The sequence below is a fragment of the Proteiniclasticum ruminis DSM 24773 genome (assembly GCF_000701905.1).
Lineage (GTDB): Bacteria > Bacillota > Clostridia > Clostridiales > Clostridiaceae > Proteiniclasticum > Proteiniclasticum ruminis.
On record NZ_JNKC01000005.1, the window covers coordinates 44,632 to 68,574 of the forward strand.

The 23,943-nt window shown below is 43.3% G+C and carries 20 protein-coding genes and 1 pseudogene; 11 read left to right on the plus strand and 10 right to left on the minus strand.

Annotated features, from left to right (window positions below):
* Positions 1-16: 16 nt before the first annotated feature.
* The 3 genes from T487_RS0106900 to T487_RS15860 all read left to right on the plus strand — a co-directional run bounded on the left by T487_RS0106900 (position 17) and on the right by T487_RS15860 (position 3,007).
* Positions 17-1,039, plus strand: coding sequence for a sugar kinase (locus T487_RS0106900; RefSeq protein ID WP_031575714.1), 1,023 nt, complete (start codon positions 17-19; stop codon positions 1,037-1,039).
* A 3-nt stretch (positions 1,040-1,042) separates the two neighbouring features.
* Positions 1,043-1,990, plus strand: a complete 948-nt coding sequence (locus T487_RS0106905; protein ID WP_031575716.1) for a sugar kinase — start codon at positions 1,043-1,045, stop codon at positions 1,988-1,990.
* A 159-nt stretch (positions 1,991-2,149) separates the two neighbouring features.
* Positions 2,150-3,007, plus strand: coding sequence for a GNAT family N-acetyltransferase (locus T487_RS15860; protein WP_051651569.1), 858 nt, complete (start codon positions 2,150-2,152; stop codon positions 3,005-3,007).
* A gap of 36 nt (positions 3,008-3,043) precedes the next feature.
* On the opposite strand, the gene T487_RS0106915 is transcribed toward T487_RS15860, so the two are convergent.
* Positions 3,044-3,586, minus strand: a complete 543-nt coding sequence (locus T487_RS0106915) for a GNAT family N-acetyltransferase (RefSeq protein ID WP_051651570.1) — start codon at positions 3,584-3,586, stop codon at positions 3,044-3,046.
* Positions 3,587-3,753: 167 nt separating this feature from the next.
* On the opposite strand from T487_RS0106915, the gene T487_RS0106920 reads away from it, so the two are divergent.
* The 3 genes from T487_RS0106920 to nifJ all read left to right on the plus strand — a co-directional run bounded on the left by T487_RS0106920 (position 3,754) and on the right by nifJ (position 10,329).
* Entirely contained in the window at positions 3,754-4,815 is a 1,062-nt protein-coding gene (locus T487_RS0106920) for an undecaprenyldiphospho-muramoylpentapeptide beta-N-acetylglucosaminyltransferase (protein ID WP_031575722.1), read from the plus strand.
* 197 nt (positions 4,816-5,012) lie between these two features.
* Positions 5,013-6,584 carry an MBL fold metallo-hydrolase RNA specificity domain-containing protein gene (locus T487_RS0106925; RefSeq protein WP_031575724.1) on the plus strand — a complete coding sequence of 524 codons (1,572 nt, stop codon included), beginning with the start codon at positions 5,013-5,015 and terminating at the stop codon, positions 6,582-6,584.
* 208 nt (positions 6,585-6,792) lie between these two features.
* Entirely contained in the window at positions 6,793-10,329 is a 3,537-nt protein-coding gene (nifJ, locus tag T487_RS0106930; RefSeq protein WP_036909291.1) for a pyruvate:ferredoxin (flavodoxin) oxidoreductase, read from the plus strand.
* Positions 10,330-10,397: 68 nt separating this feature from the next.
* Here nifJ and T487_RS0106935 read toward each other — a convergent pair whose 3' ends face one another.
* From T487_RS0106935 to T487_RS0106945, 3 genes are all read right to left on the minus strand, one after another.
* Complete coding sequence (locus T487_RS0106935) at positions 10,398-10,661, minus strand: hypothetical protein (RefSeq protein WP_031575728.1); 264 nt, start codon at positions 10,659-10,661, stop codon at positions 10,398-10,400.
* Between the two features lie 34 nt (positions 10,662-10,695).
* Positions 10,696-11,940: a Y-family DNA polymerase gene (locus T487_RS0106940; RefSeq protein ID WP_341349281.1), complete on the minus strand. Its 1,245-nt coding sequence runs from the start codon at positions 11,938-11,940 to the stop codon at positions 10,696-10,698.
* A gap of 165 nt (positions 11,941-12,105) precedes the next feature.
* Positions 12,106-13,062, minus strand: a complete 957-nt coding sequence (locus T487_RS0106945) for an alpha/beta hydrolase (RefSeq protein ID WP_051651571.1) — start codon at positions 13,060-13,062, stop codon at positions 12,106-12,108.
* A 265-nt stretch (positions 13,063-13,327) separates the two neighbouring features.
* On the opposite strand from T487_RS0106945, the gene T487_RS15865 reads away from it, so the two are divergent.
* Positions 13,328-14,860 carry a hypothetical protein gene (locus T487_RS15865; protein ID WP_051651572.1) on the plus strand — a complete coding sequence of 511 codons (1,533 nt, stop codon included), beginning with the start codon at positions 13,328-13,330 and terminating at the stop codon, positions 14,858-14,860.
* Positions 14,861-14,930: 70 nt separating this feature from the next.
* On the opposite strand, the gene T487_RS0106955 is transcribed toward T487_RS15865, so the two are convergent.
* Complete coding sequence (locus tag T487_RS0106955; protein WP_031575739.1) at positions 14,931-15,509, minus strand: ECF transporter S component; 579 nt, start codon at positions 15,507-15,509, stop codon at positions 14,931-14,933.
* Between the two features lie 353 nt (positions 15,510-15,862).
* On the opposite strand from T487_RS0106955, the gene T487_RS0106960 reads away from it, so the two are divergent.
* Genes T487_RS0106960 through T487_RS0106970 form a run of 3 tightly spaced genes read left to right on the plus strand, consistent with a single transcriptional unit; the run spans position 15,863 to position 20,825 of the window.
* A complete protein-coding gene (locus T487_RS0106960; RefSeq protein WP_162178232.1) occupies positions 15,863-17,230 on the plus strand; it encodes an FAD-dependent oxidoreductase in 1,368 nt (455 codons plus the stop codon).
* Positions 17,231-18,640 carry an aldehyde dehydrogenase family protein gene (locus T487_RS0106965; protein WP_031575742.1) on the plus strand — a complete coding sequence of 470 codons (1,410 nt, stop codon included), beginning with the start codon at positions 17,231-17,233 and terminating at the stop codon, positions 18,638-18,640. It begins immediately after the preceding gene.
* A gap of 49 nt (positions 18,641-18,689) precedes the next feature.
* Positions 18,690-20,825 carry a RecQ family ATP-dependent DNA helicase gene (locus T487_RS0106970; protein WP_051651573.1) on the plus strand — a complete coding sequence of 712 codons (2,136 nt, stop codon included), beginning with the start codon at positions 18,690-18,692 and terminating at the stop codon, positions 20,823-20,825.
* Between the two features lie 32 nt (positions 20,826-20,857).
* Here T487_RS0106970 and T487_RS15870 read toward each other — a convergent pair whose 3' ends face one another.
* On the minus strand, positions 20,858-21,532 hold the full coding sequence (locus T487_RS15870; protein ID WP_051651574.1) for a winged helix-turn-helix domain-containing protein: 675 nt from the start codon (positions 21,530-21,532) through the stop codon (positions 20,858-20,860).
* A 192-nt stretch (positions 21,533-21,724) separates the two neighbouring features.
* Between T487_RS15870 and T487_RS16415 the strand changes: the two genes are divergently transcribed.
* The gene (locus tag T487_RS16415) at positions 21,725-21,892 is read left to right on the plus strand and encodes a hypothetical protein (RefSeq protein WP_155953252.1); all 168 of its coding nucleotides are present in this window, start codon (positions 21,725-21,727) and stop codon (positions 21,890-21,892) included.
* Between the two features lie 110 nt (positions 21,893-22,002).
* On the opposite strand, the gene T487_RS0106985 is transcribed toward T487_RS16415, so the two are convergent.
* From T487_RS0106985 to T487_RS16685, 4 genes and pseudogenes are all read right to left on the minus strand, one after another.
* Complete coding sequence (locus T487_RS0106985; protein WP_031575752.1) at positions 22,003-22,818, minus strand: aminotransferase class IV; 816 nt, start codon at positions 22,816-22,818, stop codon at positions 22,003-22,005.
* A 3-nt stretch (positions 22,819-22,821) separates the two neighbouring features.
* Positions 22,822-23,454 (minus strand): HAD-IB family hydrolase, encoded by a 633-nt coding sequence (locus T487_RS0106990; RefSeq protein WP_031575755.1) that lies wholly within the window; start codon positions 23,452-23,454, stop codon positions 22,822-22,824.
* 68 nt (positions 23,455-23,522) lie between these two features.
* A pseudogene (locus T487_RS16680) lies at positions 23,523-23,729 on the minus strand (DUF1292 domain-containing protein); the annotation flags it as partial.
* 26 nt (positions 23,730-23,755) lie between these two features.
* Positions 23,756-23,926 carry a hypothetical protein gene (locus T487_RS16685; protein ID WP_242848030.1) on the minus strand — a complete coding sequence of 57 codons (171 nt, stop codon included), beginning with the start codon at positions 23,924-23,926 and terminating at the stop codon, positions 23,756-23,758.
* Positions 23,927-23,943 lie beyond the last annotated feature (17 nt).

A 23,943-nucleotide genomic window follows, 5' to 3' on the forward strand; every position in this document is an offset into this window, starting at 1 on the left:
TAGAAGGAGCCGGAATATGAAAAGAGTAGTTACCCTTGGAGAAATCATGCTGAGACTCTCCACCCCAGGATTCGAAAGATTTGTCCAGGCGGACAGTTTTGATGTCTGTTATGGTGGAGGAGAAGCCAACTGCTGTGTTTCCTTATCCAACTATGGTCTGGAAACCAGATTTGTCACAAAAGTGCCAGACAATGAAATTGGACAAAGCGCCGTCAATTCCCTGAGAAGATATGGTGTGGATACCAGTTTCATTTCAAGAGGCGGAGACCGTCTTGGAATTTATTTCCTGGAATCCGGTGCTTCCCAGAGACCTTCCAAGGTCATTTATGACAGAGCTCACGCAGCCATTGCAGAAGCAACAAGTGATGATTTTGACTGGGATGGTATCTTTGAAGGTGCTGACTGGTTCCATTTCACAGGCATCACCCCTGCACTGAGTGATAGCGCAGCAGAGCTGACCCTTGCCGCACTGAAAGCAGCAAAAGCAAAGGGCATCACCGTTTCCGTGGATCTCAACTACAGAAAGAAACTCTGGAGTCAGGAAAAGGCTAAGGAAGTCATGACAAAGCTCATGGACTACGTGGATGTATGCATCGGCAACGAAGAAGATGCAGAAAAAGTCTTTGGCATCAAAGCTCAAGGCACTGATATCCATAAGGGTGAGATCAACCATGCTGCTTACGAAGAAGTGGCAAAGCAGATCATCGAAAAGTTCAACGTGAAGCTTGTGGCTTCCACCTTGAGAGAAAGCTATTCCGCCAGTGACAATGGCTGGTCCGCCATTTTATTTGATGGAGAAAAATCCTATCTGTCCAAAAAGTATGACCTTAGAATCGTAGACCGTGTTGGTGGTGGAGATTCCTTCGCATCTGGACTCATTTATGGTCTGGTGACAGAGCTGCCTTATCAGGAAGCGCTGGAATTTGCTGTGGCAGCATCTGCGCTGAAGCATACCATCCTTGGAGACACCAATCATGTTTCCAAAGAAGAAGTACTGACCCTCATGGGCGGAGATGGCTCAGGCAGAGTACAGAGGTAGAAGATGGATGTAGTGACTTTTGGAGAGACCATGGTGCTCTTCAATCCAGAAACTCAAGGTCCTCTACGATATGTAGGCACTTTCACCAAGTCCATCGGCGGTGCGGAGTCCAATGTGGCCATAGCTTTGGCACGACTTGGACACAAAGCAGGATGGTTCTCCAAACTGGGAGATGATGAATTCGGAAGATACATCAAATCTACGGTCATGGGGGAGGAAGTGGATGTCTCCAGAGTAAAAAAAGATCCCAAACGCACCACCGGAATTCTTTTCAAAGAGCGTTTTTCCACGGTGAACCCGAACGTGTATTACTACAGAAAAGGTTCTGCCGCCAGTCATCTGATGATGGAAGACCTGGATATGGAGTACATCGCCAGCGCGAAGATTCTTCATGTCACAGGGATTTCCCTCGCTCTTTCCGAAGAGATGCGTGAAGCGGTATTCTATGCCGTGAAGGAAGCAAAGAAACGTGGTGTGCTGATTTCCTTTGACCCCAATATACGATTGAAGCTCTGGTCTGAAGAAGAAGCCAGAGAAACCATTCTTGAGATGGTGAAGCTCACAGATCTTCTCTTTCCGGGCAAGGAAGAGGCTGAACTCCTTCTGGGTCTTACAGAACCTGAGGAAATTGCAGACACTTTCCTGAAGCTTGGCGTACAGACCGTTGCGCTGAAGCTCGGAAAAAGCGGATGTTATGTGAAAAACAAAGAAACTGAAGCCTTCGTTCATGGTTATACCGTAGACCACCCAGTAGATACCGTAGGCGCAGGGGATGGATATGCAGCAGGATTTATTTCCGGCTATCTTGAGAACCTCAGCCTTACCGAGTGTGCCCAGAGAGCCAACGCCGTTGGTGCCATGGCAACCCTTGTGAAAGGGGATATGGAAGGTTTTCCTTATAAAGATCAGGTGGAGATCTTTATGGGACTTAAAAACAGCATCGACAGATAAACCCGAATCTGTTTATGTATATAGATTTACCCGATCAAAGAACCCTCATAAATCTCCTTTTTAGGAGATTCTTGGGGGTTCTTTGAATGCCGCTTCTTTTCAAAGAAGAAAAATCAGGATAAAATATAGAAAACGGTCTGGTAGAAGGGGGATAGAGAGATGATGCGATTTGATTGTCATGTGAGAGAAAACCAGATACTGAAGGAATCTTTCTTCAAACTTTCAAAAGAAATCTTTGGGATACGGTTTGATCTGTGGGAAGAAAGTGGATGCTGGACAAATTCTTACATTCCATACTGCTTCCATGAAGATGGACAAGTCCTTGCCAATGCTTCTGTAAATCTCATGAAACTGACAGTGGAGGGTGAAATTTATGAAGCAGTTCAGATCGGCACTGTCATGACCAGAAGAGAGTTTCGGGGACAAGGGCTCTCAGAGAAGCTTCTTCGTAAGATTCTGGCGGACTTTGAAGGAAAGACAGATCTCATCTATCTTCTTGCCAATGAGGATGCAATGTCCCTTTATCAAAGGGCTGGTTTTGAACCTGTACCTGCCGTGCGCTGTTTCCTCCCCGCAGAAGCTTATATCAAAGAAGGAAACCAGCTGCTTTCTATGAAAAAAACCTTAGAAGAGCTCATGGCGCTGAAAAAGGCTTCTGTGCCCGTGACCGACCGTCTCTGGAGCAAAGAGGACAGGCATATTCTCCCTTTTTATTATGTTCATGGATTTCAGGATATGATTCTGGAGCCGATAGAAGATGTGACCATCCTTGCAGAAATGGAAGGAGACACCTTTCACCTCTACGATGTGCTGTCACCCCATAAGGTCTCGCTGGCTGAAGTGCTCCGTAGTATTGTCCCAAGGAATGCCCTTCGGGTGGAGCTTCACTTTACACCTAACGAGGCACTTTCTGGACTCTATAGAGAGCCTGATCCGGATAGTGGTTTTATGGTGCATAAATCCAGCAGGGCAGCAATGCCAAATAACCTCACCTACCCAACAATCATCACAGCTTAAAATAAAAAACGCTGGATTGCAGCCAATCCAGCGTTTTTATAATGCGATCCAGTACCGGTCTATGACCTGCCCATTTTCCTCATAGGCATTTTCCAGTGTTCCGCCAATCTTTTTTATTGTGTTTTTAGCTGCTTTATTGCTTCTTTTCACCGTAACCAGCGCTTTCAGGATGCCATTTATCCGAAGCCGGTTCAGGGCCAGTTTCACGATGATGAACCCATATCCTTTTTTTCGTTCTTCCGGACGGATGCCGAAACTGATGTGACCTCCATAACGCAAAAGATCTTCCGTCATGGCATATCTGAGATTCACAGCACCAAGAATATACCCGTTGTCCTCCACCAGAAAAAGTGTTTCAGCACGGACAAATCCGTGGGGAAGGGTTGCTTCATTCTGAAGAGACAGTTCTCTTTTCTGCCACTCTGAAAAACTAAGTTCCGCCATATCGCAGGAGGAGGGGCATAAAGGTTCATCTCTGTCTTTCCATGCGGAAGTATAGGTGATATAGCTTTGTTCATCCAGTTCTTTGATCTCTACAAGTTTAATGGTTCTCACCCTGCTTTCCGTGTTTTTTACCATTATATCAAAGATTGTTCCCCCTGCTAAGTGGCTGTTTCCGGTGAATACATTTACATGAAAAACTTTTCAATTTTTCTTCAGAACTCTGGTATAATAGATTTGTTTGAATTGATGTGTTTTCTAACACTGTACAATATCCAATGAGAATAAATGAGTGAGTGAGTAAAATGAAAAAAATTATGATGACCGGTGGCGGAACCGCCGGACATGTGGTGCCGAATCTGGCTATTATGCCTTATCTAAATAAGCTGGGGTATGAGATCAAATACATAGGATCCCAAAATGGAATTGAACGTGAGATCATCGAAGGAAAGAAAATCCCTTACTTTGCCATCTCATCCGGAAAACTCCGACGCTATTTCGACTGGAAGAATTTCACAGACCCCTTCCGGGTGGGGGCGGGTTATTTTCAGGCGCTGGGCATTCTAAGAAGAGAAAAGCCCCATCTTGTGTTTTCCAAAGGCGGATTTGTAAGTGTTCCAGTGGTGGCTGCGGCTAAAACCCTGAAGATTCCTGTCCTTGCCCATGAATCGGATTTGACACCAGGTCTTGCCAACAAACTGGCACTGAGATTTGTGGATCATCTTCTGGTGACTTTTCCAGATACTCTGTCCAAAGTTTCCGGAAAAGGCATCCTTGTGGGCAGCCCCATAAGGGAAGAACTGTTTCAGGGTAATCGGAAGAAAGCTCTCGATCTTTGCGGTTTCACGGAGGATAAACCTGTACTTCTTTTCATGGGGGGAAGCATTGGCTCCATGAAAATTAATGAAACCGTCTGGAGTGCTCTGGATCAGCTTCTGGAGGACTATCAGATCATCCATCTCTGTGGAAAGGACAATATGAATCCTCAGTATCAGGACCTGAAAGGGTACAGACAGTTTGAATATGTGGGTGAAGAGATGAAGGATCTTCTTTCTGCTGCAGATTTTATTGTGGCCAGAGCAGGATCCAATTCAATTTTTGAATTCTTAGCCCTTCGAAAGCCTCATCTTCTCATTCCGCTCTCCGCTGCATCCAGCAGAGGAGACCAGATTGAAAATGCGGAGAGTTTTGAAAAAGAGGGCTACTCCATGGTCTTAAAAGAGGAGAGCCTCACAAAAGACACTCTTCTCATGAACCTGAAATCCTTATCTGAAAACCAGAAATCCTTTGTGGACGCAATGAGCAGTTCCTCTCTTGGAAATGCTACCGGAAAAATTCTGGAGCTCATTGAGAAATACGCAAAATAACTACAGAAATTAGTACAGTTTATATGTAGAGAAGCTGCATTCTTGTGTGCTTCTCTGTTTTTTTATAATTATTCTGTTCTTCTGTACTTATATATGGTCATTTTTATAACAAACCTAGAGAAGGTAGAAAGAATGTTAACACAAAAGTCTGATAATAATTGTTATAATTATACTAACAAAAGCAAGGAGGATCAGTTATGCGTATTGAATTTTCAGGAGCAGCCGGTACCGTTACAGGTTCCAGTCATCTGCTAAGAGTTAAGGATAAAAGAATTCTTCTAGATTGCGGACTCTATCAGGGAAAGGATGAAAAAGACAGAGGCAATGATGTGTTTGCCTTCATTCCATCTACCATTGATTATCTGATTCTTTCTCATGCCCATATTGACCACAGCGGACGCATCCCACTGCTTTATAAGCGTGGATTCCGAGGCAAAGTTTTCGCTACACCACCAGCCAAAGCTCTTTCAGAGATCCTTCTCATGGATTCTGCCTTCATCCACGAACAGGATGCGGAATGGGAGAATAAAAAAAGACAGCGGAAAGGACTGGATCCAGTGGAACCGCTTTATACCGTGAAAGATGCGGAAGGAGCACTGACCCTTTTTGAAGCCATTGACTTCAACCAGCGAACAGTCCTTTTCCCCGGTTTTGAGATGCAGTTTCTGGAAGCTGGGCACATGCTGGGTGCTGCCATTACAGAACTCTTCATTCAGGAAGAGGAGCGTAAGGTGAAGCTTGTCTATACAGGAGATCTTGGAAATCAGGGTATCCCGCTGATGAAAGAGCCTGTGGAGGTAGAGGAAGCAGATTTTCTCATCATGGAATCCACCTACGGCAACAGACTCCATCCGGACAACAAAACAGAGCATGAAGAACTCATCAAGATCATCAATGAAACCTACAGGAAAGGCGGGAATGTCATTATACCTTCTTTTGCCGTAGGCAGAACGCAGGAACTTTTATATATCCTCAATGAATTCCAGGAAGCCGGAAGACTGGAGCGGGGCGTGAAAGTATACGTGGATTCACCTCTTGCATCAAAGTCCACCCAGATTTTTAAAGAGTACTCCAGGTATTTTGATGAGGAGAGTCAGGAAAGAATGCGAAGGGGAGACCATGTGCTGGAATTCCGGAATCTGTTTTTCACAGAATCTGTGGAAGACTCCATGGAACTGAACCGCACCAAAAAAGGGTGCGTCATCATCAGCGCTTCTGGAATGGCGACGGCTGGAAGAATCAGGCATCACCTCAAGCACAATCTGTGGCGGGCTGAATGCAGCGTGATTTTTGTGGGGTATCAGGCAGAGGGGTCCTTAGGCAGAATCATTCAAGATGGCGCCAAAACAGTGAATCTCTTCGGAGAGGATATTGCTGTTCATGCAAAGATATACAGCTTTTCCGGCCTTTCGGGCCATGCAGACAGGCGTGGACTTTATAACTGGGTCAAATCCATACGGAAAGGCCCCAAGGAAATTTTTCTGACTCATGGAGATCTGTCCGCAGCAACAGCGCTCAAAGAGCTTCTGTCAGGTGATGGATATAATGTTCGTATTGCCAAAGATGGAGACATCGTACCAATCAGAGATTATGTAAAGCTTGTACCAAAAATTGAGGAAACTGATTTAGAAAAGACCGCTGTAGCCACTGCACTTTCCAGATTGCGAAAAAAGGAAGAACTCATTAAATATATTGAAACCGTTGATTTTACAAAGGTTGACACGGATGAGATATTAAAGGACATCAGCGATGTTCTGAAAAAACAGTAAAAACAGATAAAACCTAAAGAAGTGCCAAAATCCATTGGTAAAAGCCATTCAAATATTGTATAATAATGTTGTGTCTTTTGAGTATAGCTAATGATAAATCATTAACTATACTCAAATTCATGTGTTTATAACCTACGGAAACGTAGTTATAGTTTAGAAATCTTTAGGCCGGATTTCTAAGAAATATATATTAAGGAGAGGTATAGACATGAGAAAAACTAAAACCATGGATGGAAATATGGCTGCATCCTACATCTCGTATGCATTTACAGATGTATCTGCCATCTATCCAATTACCCCATCCAGTACAATGGGTGAAAATGTCGATGAGTGGTCTTCTAAAGGAATGAAGAACATTTTCGGCCAGCCTGTAAGGGTTGTTGAAATGCAATCCGAAGCAGGAGCAGCTGGAGCAGTTCACGGTTCCCTTCAGGGTGGAGCACTGACCACCACTTATACAGCATCACAGGGACTTCTGCTCATGCTTCCAAATATGTACAAAATCGCAGGAGAACTTCTTCCTGGCGTATTCCACGTAAGTGCCAGAGCCATTGCTGCTCATGCGCTTTCTATTTTCGGAGACCATCAGGACGTTATGGCTGCTAGACAGACAGGATTTGCAATGCTTGCTGAATCCAATGTACAGCAGATCATGGACCTTTCTGGTGTTGCTCACTTGGCTTCCATTAAGAGCAGAGTGCCATTCCTGAACTTCTTTGACGGTTTCAGAACCTCCTCAGAAGTACAGAAGGTAGAAGTCATTGAGTATGATGAACTGGAAAAACTTCTGGACAAGGAAGCTGTTGCTGAATTCAGAAACAGATCCCTGAACTCAGAAAGACCAGTGACAAGAGGTACCGCACAGAACCCTGATATCTATTTCCAGGGTAGAGAAGCTGCTAACAGATATTATCTTGCAGTTCCTGAAATTGTTGAAGGATACATGGAAGAAATCAACAAAATCACAGGAAGAAACTACGGACTGTTCAACTATCATGGAGCTCCCGATGCTGAGCATGTAATCATTGCTATGGGATCTGTTTGCGACACTGCTGAAGAAGTTGTAGACTACCTCACCAAGAAGGGTGAAAAGGTTGGTCTTATAAATGTGCATCTTTACAGACCATTCTCCACAAAGCACTTCCTGAACGCGATTCCAAAGACTGTAAAGAAGATCGCTGTTCTTGACAGAACAAAAGAACCAGGTTCTGCTGGAGAGCCACTTTACCAGGATGTCAGAAACGCATTCTACGAAGCTGATGTAAGACCTGTAATCGTAGGTGGAAGATATGGACTTGGTTCCAAGGACGTTACACCAGGACAGATTCTTGCAGTATATGAAAACCTTGGCTATGGCGAAGTGAAGAACGGATTCACCATCGGAATCGAAGATGATGTGACTTATACTTCTCTGCCAAAGCATGCAGAAATTGATACTACCGCTGAAGGTACAGTACAGTGTCAGTTCTGGGGACTTGGTTCCGACGGTACTGTTGGTGCCAACAAGGCATCCATCAAGATCATCGGAGACCATACAGATATGTATGCTCAGGGTTACTTCTCTTATGATTCCAAGAAATCCGGTGGTATCACAGTATCCCACTTAAGATTCGGTAAAAATAAGATCAGAAGCCCATATCTCATCCAGAATCCTGATTTTGTAGCTTGTCATAACCCATCTTATGTAAATAAGTATGATATGACAAAGAGCCTGAAAGAAAATGGAACCTTCCTGCTGAACTGCGCATGGACAGCAGAAGACTTGGATGCACATCTTCCAGCGAAGATGAAGCAGGATATCGCCAAGAAGAACATCAACCTCTACATCGTAGACGCACAGTCTATCGCAACTGAGATTGGTCTTGGCACCAGAATCAACATGATCATGCAGTCCGCATTCTTCAAGCTTGCGAACATCATTCCTGTAGAAGATGCTCTGAAGTATCTGAAGCAGTCTGTGGTTGCTTCCTATGGCAAGAAGGGCGAAAAGATCGTCAACATGAACTATGAAGCCATCGACAGAGGCGTAAACGCTCTTGTGAAGGTTACTGTTCCTGCTGAATGGGCAAACGCTGTAGAAGTAAAGGCAGATGAAAGAAAAGTTCCTGATTTCATCAAGAACATCCTTGAGCCAATGAATGCACAAGAAGGAGACAGCCTTCCTGTATCAGCATTCCTCGGCAGAGAAGACGGAACCTTCCCAATGGGAACCTCCGCTTACGAAAAGAGAGGAATCGCTGTTAATGTTCCTGAATGGAATATTGAAAACTGTATCCAGTGTAACCAGTGTTCTTATGTATGTCCTCACGCTGTCATCAGACCATTCCTTGTGAATGAAGAAGAAATGGCCAATGCTCCAGAAGGATTTGAAGCTAAGAAGGCTATGGGCGGAAAGGCATTCGGAGACCTTCAGTACAAGATTCAGGTATCTGTACTTGACTGTACAGGTTGCGGAAACTGTGCTCAGGTTTGTCCAGCACCTAAGAAGGCGCTTGTGATGAAGCCAATCGAAACACAGATGCATGAAACAAACAACTGGGAATATGCACTGTCACTTTCCCATAAGATCAACCCAATGAACAAGAACACCCTGAAGGGCAGCCAGTTCGAGCAGCCACTTCTAGAGTTCTCAGGTGCATGTGCAGGCTGTGGAGAAACTCCATATGCGAAGCTCATCACACAGCTGTTTGGTGACAGAATGATGATTGCAAACGCAACCGGATGTTCATCCATCTGGGGTGGATCTGCACCAGCTACTGTTTACACCACAAACCATCTTGGACAGGGTCCAGCTTGGGCGAACTCCCTGTTCGAAGACAATGCTGAGTTTGGTCTTGGTATCTACCTTGGACACAAATCTCATAGAGCGAAGCTTCTGCCAGTAGCAGAAAAGCTCGTACAGAACCCAATGGCTTCAGAAGAACTGAAGGCTGCAACACAGAACTGGATTGAAAACTTCGACAAGGGTGACGAATCCAAGGCTGCAAGAGCTGCACTTCTACCACTTCTTAAGACTTCCGAACTGGAAGAAGCTAAGGAACTATATGCTGAAAGAGACTTCCTCACCAAGAAGAGCCAGTGGATCTTCGGTGGAGACGGTTGGGCTTATGACATCGGATTCGGTGGACTGGACCACGTTCTTGCCACAGGTGAAAACATCAACGTTCTTGTCATGGATACAGAAGTTTACTCCAATACTGGAGGACAGTCTTCCAAGTCCACACCTACAGCTGCAATCGCTAAGTTTGCTTCTGCTGGTAAGAGAACAAAGAAGAAGGATCTTGGTATGATGGCCATGAGCTATGGTTATGTATATGTTGCTCAGATTGGTATGGGTGCTGATAAGAACCAGGCCATCAAGGCAATCGTTGAAGCAGAAGCTTACGACGGACCATCCCTCATCATCGCTTACGCTCCATGTATCAACCAGGGACTTAAGCTTGGTATGGGCTTCAGCCAGGAACAGACAAAGAGAGCAGTTGAATCAGGTTACTGGCAGCTGTACAGATTCAATCCACTTCTGAAGGAAGAAGGAAAGAATCCATTCTCACTGGATTCCAAGGAACCAACAAGAAGCTTCAGAGAATTCATTGATAGTGAAGTTCGTTATGCTTCTCTCTCCAAGGCTTTCCCAGATGAAGCAGAAGCTCTCTTCGCTAAGACAGAGAAGGATGCTAAGGAAAGACTGGATAGCTACAAGAGACTGGCTTCCTATGACTACTCTGTAAAGGGTACTGAAGAATAAATCATCCATTGATTTTAAAGAACTGTCATTAAGTTGACAGTTCTTTTTTTGCGCGTAAAAAATGGACCCTACATTTTAAAGAGGGTCCATTGATCCGTATCTTTCTCATATTTCAGCTCAAAGAGCACCTCTTTGTCCTGAACATTTCCCCGGCACAAAAACACCTGCATCAGGTTTCCCGCCAGCTTCTCTTTCTTCCTTTCCTGAATACTCTTGATGGAAATTACCTGGTACTTGCCATCCTCATCAATGAGGCGGAAGCGAATGGGATGGATACGTCCTTTAAAGTCAAACCAAGCGATCATTTCAATGGGTTTTGCAAGGACTTTCAAGAAAATCAACTCCTTGTTGTCATATACTCTTCTTTTATAAATGGCTGTTCATGAAAATATAGTCCTTTTCTACGACACCTCCCGAAAAAGCACGGACAGGAGAATGGAGAAATGTGGCACGGATGAGCGCTTCCTCTCCAAAGTTCTTTCGGATCAGATCCATGACCTGGTCCATTTTTTTCATTTTATCACTCTTATGATCTGGAAAAAGAGAGAGCTGTTCCCGAAACCGGTCCTCCAGCTGAGCAAAAGAAATCCCCAGATGTCTCACAGGCTCCCCATTCCATATTTCGTCAAAGAGCGCGCAAGCCTCTTCCATGAGAAGACTCGTGGAGTCTGAAGAAAAGGGCAGTGTACTCTGCATGCTGATGGATGTGAAATCACTGTAGCGGATGTGGACAGATAGTGTTTTGGCTTTTTTCCCAGCGCTTCGCAGTCTGGGGACAAGAGTCTCTCCAATGGAAAGCAGAACATTGTGACAGGAAATTCTGTCCGAGAAATCGAAGGGAAGGGTAGTGGAGTTTCCCATACCTTTCATCTCTACAGTTCCTTCATTCTTGACAGTGGAAGATTCAATCCCCCTGGCGTAACAGGAGATCATATGACCATACTTTTTGAAGCGCTCATAGAGAAATGAGGGATCCGTATTTGCCAGCTGTCCTATGGTGTGAATGTTCATTTTCCTCAGTTTTTCTGCGGTTCTAGGTCCTACCATAAAAAGGTCTTCAATGGGAAGGGGCCACATCTTCAGTGGCATCTCCTCCTTGTAAAGAGTATGCACTTTATTGGGTTTTTGAAGATCTGATGCCATCTTGGCCAGGAGTTTTCCTGTGGAAATCCCTACGTTGACGCTAAACCCCAGTTCTTCCAGAATCCGGTCTTTCAGCCCTGTGGCTACAGAAACGGCATCTTCTTTCCTGATATGGCACATGTCCATAAAGCATTCATCAATGGAATACCGCTCAATAACAGGAGAATATTCTCTGAGGATCTCCACCATGGCATCACTGGCTTTGAGATACATACTGTATCTGGGCGGAACAATCTTAAGATCCGGACATTTCATCAATGCGGAAAATAAAGTCTCTCCGGTTTTGATCCCGTATTTTTTGCTGGGTAAGGATTTTGCAAGGACAATGCCATGCCGGCTTTCAGGATCCCCTCCAACAATGGAAGGAATGGTTCGAAGATCCAAAGAAGATCCATGCTGCAGATCCCATACTGCATTCCAGGAAAGATACGCGGAGTTCACATCCACATGAAAAATAATACGTTCCATGATTCATCACCTTACTCACTTCATTGTAAACATATGTTCTTAATTCATTATATCAGAACATCAGTTCATAATAAATACCCCCCCTGGTCTAATCCGCGCCGAAATAAATCGCAACAAAAAAACTCTTCCCGGGAAGGAAGAGTTTTTTGTTGCCTGTATCATCTATCAGTGTCCCAAAGGGTACTGCTTCTCCGTACTGATGTCATTTAAGAAATTGGTGATTTCCGCATCATAGCGCTGAGGATCTGAAGCCATGGATGTCCCATGAACTGCACCTTCTGCAATATAAATGGACTTTCTGTCCATCTTGAACGCGTACATGGCTTTGGACATCATCGGGGGAATATACGTGTCATCGGATCCATGTATAAACAGCAGAGGCTGCTTTATGGTTGGTAGCTCTTTCAACGGTGAAACATCTTCAATGGAGAATCCAGCCCGCATCTTGATAAGCACATTGACAAATCCAATCATCTTCTTGCTTTTAAGCTTACTGTCCTGCTGCAGTTTCAAAAAAAGAAGTTCAGCAAGATCAGAAAAAGCACAGTCGATGATACCGAAGGAAATCCTCTGATCCATCGCCATATTGAGCATCGCGATGGTCCCGCCCATGGATTCGCCATGAAGGCCAACCAGAATATCCTGTCCAAATTTTCTATAAAGATAGTCCGTGACCGTACTCAGATCCCATTTTTCGAAATATCCGTAAGAGGTGTTCTCTCCACCGGTTTCTCCGTGATTTCTAAGATCAAAGACGACCACATTAAATCCCTTTTTGTAGAAAAAAGGCAGATACTTAAGGCTGCCATAAAGATTCATCGTAATCCCATGGACAAGAACAGCAAACTCCTTGGACGTTTCTGCACCTTCCTCATGACTCTGGAGATACACACGTCCATGAATCATGTAGCCATAGGGAGACTTCACCTGAAATGTCTCATAGGGAAGACTGTTGATATAGTCCTCTGGATAGTAACCCTGCTTTTTCACTTTATCCAATGCGCTGTCATAAGATTTTGTTTTCGGATATAAAATCTGATTTGTATACCTGATAGCCAGGAACAGCAGATAAGAAAGGAACAGAACAAGTGCTCCCAGAAGAATATATAGTACAATATCCACAGGTAAAACCTCCAATGCATCTTGATAAGACCATTATAATGCAAAATGACAGAAAATGATAATGATAAATGGTGGAGCAGCAGTGCGAAAACAGAACCTCACACAGGAGACTAGAGTCTTTCTTAACAGGAAAATCGTATATATTGTGATATCCGTGACCGTGGTGTAAAAAGTGTATTAACATTTAATAGGATTACTGAATATTTAGAGTATTGTAGGTATAATTATCTCAAGACTTGAAAATCAAGAGATTGGAGGAACTGGTATGAAATTTGAAATGGATAAAGTAGTAAAAAAGAGTGAGGAACTGATGAAAAAAGGAGAAGACTTAGCTAAAGATGTACTTCCTAAAGTAAAAGAAACTACATCAGAATGGAAAGACTCTCTCAGCAGCATGATGGATAAAGGTGTACACAGCGCCCAGACTATTTTCGATAAGAAAGAGGATATCAAAACTGAAGCTGTTGATTTGATTTCCAACAAGAAAAAAGAGGTGAACTCATTGGTCAGTTCAAAATCAGACAAAAAAAATACAGGTAAAGTCGTGGCTGGCGTAGCTCTTGCAGCAGCAGCGGCAGCGGTATATGCGTTATACAAGAAAAACAAGATCCGCAACGAGAATCTGAAAGAAGAGTATTCAGAAAAGCTCACAAGATGGGCTGAACTGGACCTTTCACAGCTGGATACAGAAACAGATGACCTAAGCACACCTGTAAAGCTTCTTCCAGACAAAATCTATAAGATGGGGACCAATGCCACAGTGGGAAATCTTGTTGTCAATGTCTCTGCACCTTCTTCCAGTGAACCTTTCAATCCGGAAGAATCAGGAGAACCCTTGGCTGATCTGAGCATTAAAAAGGCCTTCTTTGATAAGACTGCTGCAGTGAAGGATAAAATTAAAGCAAAGATTGAAGAGGGAAAACTGCAGACAAAGCTGGGAAGCATGGAAGCCAAAGATAAATATGTGGAAATCAAAGATCTTGCAGAAGATAAAATTGATGCCATGAAGTCCAAAGTGGATGACACCATAACACCGAACGTGAAAGAAAAAGCGGAAGAGCTGAAATTAGAGGCGGAAATCAAAGCGGAAGAGCTCAAGGAAGAGTTCTCTGAAAAGAAAGAAGAAGCCAAAAAGAAATTTGAACATCTAAAAACTCAGATGTCCAAAGGTGCAGATGAACTGGAGGAAAAAGCAGAGGAAACTCTGGATCAGACCGATGGTTTTATGAAAAATGATCTGGCAGTAGGTGAAGAAGATGACTTTATTCCTACAGAAGATGAATTTGTAGACGCTCCTTTCGGTGTTCAGGAAGTATTGGAGGACCCAAAAGAAGAAGGGGAGGGCTTGAAAGAAAAAGCCAAACACCTGGCAGAGGCTGCAAAAGAAAAGCTGAAAGCTGAAAAGCCTCCCGTGGATCTGAAAGATCTGGTGGAGTATAAAGTAACCATCCATAATAAAGGAGAAGAAGACTACACCTTCAATCCTATGCAGCTTCAGCTCTATGATCTGCTGAAGAGAGCTGTATATCTTGTACCAAAACATGCAGAAGGAACCACCATCGGAAGAGTTGTAGTGAAACCAGGAGAAACCTATACCGGAAAACTTTTCGTGAAGAAAAACCTGGGCAAAAAACAAGGCATTCTCTTCTTCGAAGATCTTAGCCTTTCCCATTCTGTACTCTTCCTTGGTGAAGGTGAAGAAACTGTGGAAGTGGATACAGACCTGGTTCTAGATGAAGATTATCTCTATGCAGATGAAGAAGTGCTGGAAGAGCATGTGGAGTACAAGAGGCTCTAGTCTTCCAATTCAAACTGTACTGAAAAGGAAAGGAGATGGGGTGAATCCCATCTCCTTTTAAATGTACCATTTATTTTTTAATTTTATGATAGGCCGCCACTACTGGGACTACGATCATAGCAGATACAATCGCCTCGGGAATTCCATTGGTTCCTGCAATGCCTAAGAGGGCTGCTGTTGCAGCAGATTCAGAAATACCAAGGGCTGAAGCATACCGTGACAGATAGAACAAATACGCCAGACCTAAAACCCCAACCGTATTGGTCAAAGTTCCCAGCAAAGCTGATACGGCAACACCGCTTTTTCTATTCTTCAGCATTCTGTACACATAACCGGATACAACACCTATCAAAATTCTGACACCCACTGAAATAATAGGGTTCCAAAAAATGAAATTCGTAGGGGTTGGGGTCATGAATGCACGAATCATACTGGATACACCGAAGATACCTCCAACAAATGCACCGACCAGAGGCCCTTCAATGATGGCACCTATGATGACCGGGATGTGCATGATCGTTGGATTGATGGGGGGGATTGGGATAAATCCCAAAGGGGTTACTGACAGGAAAATCGATATTCCAGAAAGCAGACCAATGATGGCAAGCTGCCTCGCCTGAAACCGTGTGGTTGATTTTTGTTTTTGCATGTTTTTTCCTCCGTTCTTATTCCTATGATGGGATATAATTCGGAACCGTTGTGGTTTTTGAATTAAGTTCAGTTCTCTAAATGAAATACTGACTAAGAGTATTTTAACATGTTCTCCCTAAAAGTAAACAGAGAACTGCAGATGAATCTCCTAGGGCAATAATTGTTAAAATAATGTTCAACCAAATTGAGTGAGAATGTACTAATATAGAAGAAAGGGTATCAAAAAGAGTTCCATAAAACATGGATGGGTAAAACCCTCTGCAATATGAGACCCAGACACAATGACTGAATGAAAGGTGGTGCAAAGAGTATTCTTCTTTCCTATATGGGAGGAAGATGTCTCTCTATTCTATGAACATTGTAATTATTGGCGGGGTGGCCACAGGGCTTACCGCAGCTTACAGCATCCGAAAAAATCTGCCTTCCTCAAAGATCACGATCCTGGAGAGGGGCGAAGATATTTCCTACGGTGCTTGTGGATTTCCATATTACATTGAAGGACTGATTGAAAAAGAAGAAAAACTCATTGCTAAAGATGCAGCCGAAGTGCTTCATGACGGATTCGATTTGAAACTCCGCCATGAAGTCATCGATGTGGATTTTGACCGCAAAGAGATCACGGTCCGGAATCTTTCTCTAGAGGAGAACCTCAAGCTTTCCTATGACAAGCTGGTGATCGCAACAGGCGCCAATGCGAAACGGCTGCCATTTTTCCAAGGAATGAAAGGGGTATTTCCACTAAATACCTTAGAAGATGCCAACCATATCAAAAAGTACATAGAAGAAGCAAAACCAGGAAAAGCAGTCATCATCGGCGGGGGGAATAAAGGCATTGAACTTTTAGAGACGCTGACCTTGCTGGCTGTAGATACCCAGGTAGTGGAGTTTCTCCCAAGAATTCTAGGCAGGTATGATGAGGAGTTCTCAGAACTTCTTCTGAAAGAGCTGAAAGGGGAGGGACATAAGATTCATACAAGCGAGCAGGTGACAGGAGCAGAGGCAAGTGAGAAAGGATTTGTGAAAAACGTCGTCACGGATCAGAGAACTTATGAGGCAGAACTAGTCATTGAAAGCATCGGTCTAATTCCTAATACCGATTTTCTTCAGGGAAAAGGGCTCCGTATGGAGAAAGGCGCCATTGTGACAGACCGCTACGGCAGAACCTCCATTGAAGATGTCTATGCTGGAGGCGACTGTGCGCTGATATTTGATCACATGAGTGGCCAGAACACGTATCTTCCATTAGGAACCAACGCAAATAAAATGGGCCGCCTTATTGGTCTTTCCATCGCTGGAAAAGAACCGGCATTTAAAGGCGTCCAAGGGAGTGCGATGCTGAAGGTTTTTGAATTTGAAATGGCCATGACCGGGCTCACCGATCAGAGAGCTGCAGAACTTGGGCTTCCCTTTGACAGTGTGATGGTCAGAACAAGAAATAAATCCGGATACTACCCTGGAGGCACGGAATTTTTCGTAAAGGTCACGTTTGACCGTAACACAGGCAAAATACTTGGCGGGCAGGTCTTTGGCAGAGAGGGCAGTGCAATGAGAATCCAAGCTCTTGTAGCCTCTGTACATGCAGGCCTCACCGTAGGGGATCTGGAATATATGGACTTTGGATACATCCCACCGCTGAACAGTGTTTGGGATTCGCTGAATATTGCAGGCAGAAAAGCTGCGGAGAAGTTAGAAATCAGAAGAAGAGGAGCAACAAGCTAAATGAAATCAGAAGGATTCAAGGAATGGACCAAACCAGAAGTGGAGACACTTCTGGAGGAAATGAACCATATTTATAATCAAGGTGTTTTGAAAAATCTGACCTATCGGAAAAGACTCCTGCAAAGACTGAAGCATGTCATCAAAAAATATGAAAAAGAGATTGAGACGGCTCTTTATAACGACTTGGGGAAATCCTCCACAGAAGCCTTTATCACCGAGATTGGAATACTATATTCCAGTATTGACCATATCCTTAAAAATCTGGAGTCTTATGCAAAACCAAGAAGAGTAAAGAAACATACAGCTACCATTTTTTCAGATGGGTATGTCTATCGGGAACCCTATGGGGTTGTACTGATCATCTCTGCCTTTAATTATCCATTTCAGCTCCTGATGGAGCCTCTGATTGGAGCCATTGCAGCTGGAAATGTCGCTGTGGTCAAACCCTCTGAACAGGCTGTATACACAGAAGAACTGCTGGAAAAAATCATCTGTGAAGCATTTCCCAGTGGAATTGTCCGTGTGGTCAAAGGTTCCAAAGAAACGGTAACGAACCTCACCACATCGGATTTTGACTATATTTTCTTCACAGGAAGCACCTCTACTGGAAAAGCTGTTATGGAAAATGCAGCCAAGAATCTGACTCCGGTCACGTTGGAGCTGGGCGGTAAAAGTCCTGCTCTTGTGATGAAACGTGCTGACGTAAAAAACGCAGCCAAAAAAATTGTCTTCGGAAAATTTATCAATGCAGGGCAGACCTGTATCGCACCAGACTATGTACTGGTACACAAAGAGGTTCTGAAGCCTTTTCTCTTGGAAGTCAGAAAGAGTCTTTTGAAGTTTTATGGAGAGGATCCTCAAAAATCAAAGGACTATTCCCGTATTGTCAACAAACATGCTTTAAAACGACTCCAGGAGATTCTGGCAAAAGATCAGGACTTCATCATTCTGGGTGGAAGAACCGACACACTGGAAAATTATATGGAACCGACACTTCTTCTTCATGACAGCATGTCCATGGAGGCGATGAAAGCGGAAATCTTTGGTCCCATTCTGCCAATTATCGTCTATGAGGATATCAATGAAGCTCTGGAGAACATAAAACCCTTGGGCAAACCATTAGCCTTCTATATTTTCACAGAGGATAAGCCACTGGCTGAAAAAATCCTGGAACGTATGTCCTTTGGTGGAGGATGCATCAATGACGTTTTGTTCCACATCGCAACTCCCCATCTTCCTTTTGGTGGTGTTGGTCCATCAGGTATGGGAAACTATCATGGAAAATACTCTTTCTACACGTTCACACATAAAAAGGCTGTGCTGAAATCCAACAGCCGTCTGAGTATGAGTATCAATGAGCCTCCCATGACCGCCTACAAAGAAAAAATCATCAGAATGCTCCTGAAATAGTCTGAAAAGCTGTGTGGATCCACACAGCTTTTGCTATAATGGAGCTTGAATGACGTTGGAAGGAGGTGCGGTTACTATTACACCACAAGAAGCACTGAATAAATATTTTGCATTGCCCTCTTATAAAAAAGAACAGCTGATTCTGATAAAAGAGATTCTGTCCGGCAAAGATGTGCTGGGAGTGCTTCCCACGGGATACGGAAAGTCACTGTGCTACCAGATTCCGGCTCTCCTGTTCAAGCGGCCCACTGTAGTGGTTTCTCCTCTAATCTCTCTTATGAAGGATCAGGTGGATGCTCTAACAGATCGGGGTATTGCTGCAACCTACATCAATTCCTCCTTATCCTTGGAAGAATCCAATGAAAGAAAACGGAACATCCGAAAAGGTAAATACAAACTGATTTATGTCTCTCCAGAGTCATTGAAGCTGAAAAGATTTACCGATCTCTTGCGGGATATCCAGCCAGCTCAGGTGGCAGTAGATGAAGCTCACTGCATCAGTGTCTGGGGACATGATTTCAGACCTTCGTATCTGGACATCCATGAGTTTATTGACACATTGCACCCTCGGCCTGTGCTGACTGCTTTCACCGCCACAGCCACAGCCATGGTTCAAAATGATATTCTGAGCCTTTTGAAGTTAAAAAATCCTGTCACAGTGATGGGGGATCTCAATCGGGAAAACCTCTACTTTGAAGTCATCACTACAGAGCATGAACAGCAGGATCTTCTTCGGGAGATTGAAAAAAGACCGCTAGAGCAGGGAATCATTTACTGTCAGAGAAGAAAAGAGACAGAAGCCGTGGAATCGTATCTTCGTCATCTGGGATACAAAACAGGTCTTTATCATGGAGGCATGGATGATGAAGACCGCAAATCTGTGCAGGAGGCTTTCTCCTATGACCGAATTCAGATTGTTGTAGCGACCAATGCCTTTGGTATGGGCATTGATAAATCGAACGTCCGTTATGTCATTCATCTTGGTATTCCTAAGAATATTGAATCCTATTATCAGGAAGCCGGACGTGCGGGAAGAGACCAGGGGTTCAGCGAGTGTATTCTCCTGTACCGACCGAAGGATTATTACCGTCAGTCACATCTTATCGCTGCTTCCGCAAGATCAGAAGAGCGGAAGGCCATTGAACTTGAAAAACTCAAGTGGATGAATGAGTACGGAAAAACCACCCAATGTCTTCGCAGTTATATTCTGAATTATTTTAAAGGAGTAGAGAAGACTTCGACCGCAAATCATTGTGGCAACTGCTCCACCTGTGTAAAGATGGGTAAGATAGATCTTGCAGATTTCAACAGAAAAATCATGCTGGCCATCCACAGTATGGACTATGAAATGAATCCTGATTCCATCCGGAAATTTCTACTTGGGGAGACTGATATAGAGATTAAAGACGATATCTCACAGCTGCCTCATTTCGGTTTGTTGAGACACTTCAATTCTGATGATTTTTCAGCATACTGGAATCTGTTCCAAAAAGAAGGCTATTTCTCCAAGGGTGCACTGACAGAAAAAGGGCAGGCGTTCATGAAAGAGATGGAACTTTCCCCTCAAAGCACCTCCAGACAGGATCGCATCGGCTACCAGGAAGAACTGTTTAAAAGGCTGAAGGATTTGAGAAAAGAACTGTCCCGAAACATCGGGATCGCACCTTATATTATTTTCCATGATGAAAATCTGAAAGATATCGTACGGAAAATGCCGCTGAATCTTGAGGAGTTTTCTGAAGTTCGAGGCGTAGGAAGAGTAAAAACAGTGAAATATGGACACTTCTTTTTGGAAGAAATCCATAAGTTCGTCAAAGAATATGAGCTGACCACAGAGCATTTGAAATCTCCCGAGGAATCTGAAGGAGAACAGCTTTTCAAAGAGTATGATACGTTCTACCTCTATCAGAAAGGCGCTTCTATTGAGGAGATTGCAAAACTATTATCCATCGTACCCGGAACCGTGGTGGACAGGCTTCTTAAAGAACATAAGGCAGGGAAGGAAGTAAGACTGGATGATCTCTTTAAAAAGGAGCTGGAGGATGAGATCCTGTCCACAATAAAAGACTTGAAGACCGATAAACTGAGGCCCATCAGAGATGCTCTGCTGAAAAAAGGCATTCAGGTAGAATACACTGATCTGAAGGTTGTTTTCTACAAACACTATACAATTTATAAGAAATAAGAAGGAGTGCACAGCAAAACTGCACACTCCTTCTAAAAGGATAAGAAAGAAGAGATTCCGTTCAGGTCCATCTGGTACCCTTTCCCCCAGATGGTTTTGATAAGACATCTGTATTTGCCAAGCTTTCTTCGGAGGGATTTGATATGGGTATCAATGGTTCTGGAATCCCCCAGAAAATTATATCCCCATACGGCTTTAATCAGCTCATCCCTAGTCAGAGTAGATTTCTCATGTAGCCTTAGAAATAGAAATAAATCAAATTCTAATGGCGTCAGTGGAAGAACCTCATTTTGAACAATGATGGTCCGTTCACCATAATTCAAGACCAAGTCCCCACAGGTACAGCCCTTTTCCATTTCCTCCACGAAATTCAGTATTTTGTCCAGAAGAACTCTGTCTATGGTTTTCACCTTCATCGGAAAGTACTTCTTCAGCAGCAGATCCTTATGATGAAAGTCCATAGGTGTCAATTTGCTTAGTAATAAAAAGAACTTTATGTTACGCTGCTTTTCAACCAGCAGATCTATTTCCTTCTGATAACTCTTGTATGTTGAAGAGGGGAGTATCATCAAATCAATTGGTTTGTTCCATGCTTCTATGAAGTCTTCGTGCGACTCTGGAAGAATCACATGAAGCTGCTGATTCACGGATGCCACTTCAAGTAATATAGCCCTGTCTTCCATTCCTGCAATGAGTATAGTATGCATCTATTTCACCTCATAGGGAATCTTACCATGAAGTTTTGAAGTAGATTTAAAGAAATTAAAGGAAGAGAAGGAATTAAGATTTTTTTAAAGACTCCCGATCATGACCGTTCAAAAGCTTTTCTTCATGTTATATTCAAATTATGGTATACTATAAAGGAAATATCCAAACAACAAGAAGGAGGTTGAGCAACAATGAAAGTATGCAAAGCGCTTGTGATTTCAGTTCTTTCCATGGCAGCAGGAGCATTGATCTACAAGACCGTAACAGACCATAAAAATGAGATTGACTCATTTGTGAATGAGTACGGGGAGTTCATTGAAGACGATTTGTTGGAACCTGAACTGCTGGTAGAAGAATAAAAATGTAAAACGACGGATTTTGAATCCGTCGTTTTTTATTTTGATTTTCTAAATAATTCTATAGAAATATTAAATATATTAAACTTAATTCAGAATATACTAGAAGTAGACTACAACTGACTGGTAATATAATCCTGTATTCTATCATTATAAGCATTCAGAAGCTTTCGGACCATGGGGTGAGTGGTTGAGGAGAGTTCTTTTTCATCTATTTTTGAAATAGGCAGGATTTTGGGGGATGTGCCACTGATGAAAGCTGCCTCCATCCGAGAAAGGTCTGATAGTTTTACAGGTTCTTCTTTTACTGGAAAAGAGAGTTCTTCTGCAATCTGAAGAATTCTTTTTCTGGTGACTCCACCTAAAACATCCTTGAGAGGCGGTGTATAAAGAGTCTCATCCAGAACAAAGAACACATTGGATTTCGATCCTTCTGTGATCTCATCTTCTCTGTTCACAAGAAGGGCTTCATAAATATGATGTTCCTCAATGAATGAAGTCACTTTTTCTTTATAGGACAGTCTCACAACCTTGGCATTGGGATTACTTCTCTCAAGGAAAATCGTCTTTGTCTTGATGCCTTCCGCATAAAGGAATGCATCCGGATAACTGTGGGGAATGAAGTACAGATAAAGGGCAGGTACCTTCTCACCATTCACCACCAGCTTGATGTTGCCTTTTGTGAACCCATTCTTATGACAAAGATTTTTCATCAGTCCCTTTATTTCTTCCAGGCTGAATGTAAAAGGCATATTTAAAAGTTCTATCGATGCTGCCATTCTTTCCATATGCTCTTCCAGAAACAAAGGAACTCCCTGAATGATCCGGATCACCTCATAGACATTGTCTTTTTCGAGCACATAGTGAAATTCATCTGCTTGTATAAATTCCTGATTTCTTAATGCAAAAGCGCCACGTATTTTCTCCATCTCTTACCTCCAATACAACACAGGATACTTGGGATTTTTCTTTTTATAGTTGATGAGATAGGGTTTTCCCACCAGTTTCAGAAGGGGATCATCACTCATGGAATCAGAGAACATGTAGGATTCTTCCCATTCAATCTGATGCTCAGGAATCATTTCATACAGTCTTCTCACTTTTTCATTCCCTTTATTATTTTCTCCTACCATTTTCCCGGTAAAATACCCATTTTTCACTTCAAATCTTGTGCCCATCACATAGTCCGCATCAAATATATCCTTCAGCTTCAGAATGTAGAACTCAGGTGATGCGGAGGTCAATACGATGGTATAGCCTTTTTCTTTCAGTTCCTGGACTTTACGCAGTCCATCCTTATAGAGGAAGTTTCTTAGTGAATCCTGAAGAAAACCCTCCACATGCGTTTCCAGTTCTTCTTTTGGGGTATTCTCCAAGAAAGTCAAAAACATTTCTTTCGTTGCTTTTTCTTTTTGAACTCCCAGCTTGAACAGTGCACCGCTGAGAAGAGCCTTTGGAAGGTGCAGAAGAAGAGCAGGGTTTTTCTTCGTCAGATAGGCATAAAAAGCAATGAGTGTCTCTTTTCCCGTCAGTGTAAAATCCACATCAAAGAGTGCCAGTTTCATAGAATTCCTCCTAACAGTAAAACCTTGAGAATTTCTTCCCAAGGTTTTCTTCAGTTTGTTCAGTTATCTTACTGAAGCGGCTCTTCATCCTCTTCAGCTTCCACCATTTCTGCGTAAGCTTCTGATACCTTGTTGAACTCTTCTTCGTCTAGGAATATCAGTTCGCCGTCTTCACCTTCAACGCGAAGAGGGGTTACAGTTTCATCCTGATTCATGACAAGCACATAGACATTTCCTTCTAATTCGAACTCATCCACAATTGGAAAATCTTCGGTGGTGCCGTCTTCATTTTCAAATGTAACTACTGGAGTGTGATGGTGTTCGTGGTCATGGTCATGACCTCCACAGCAGGATTCGTGGTCATCATGGTCATGCCCTCCACAGCAAGATCCCTGGTCATGATTGTGATCATGGCCTCCACAGCACTCCTTGTCTTCCTGGTCATGTCCGCCGCAGCAGCTTCCGTTTTCATCGTGTATATGTGTCATA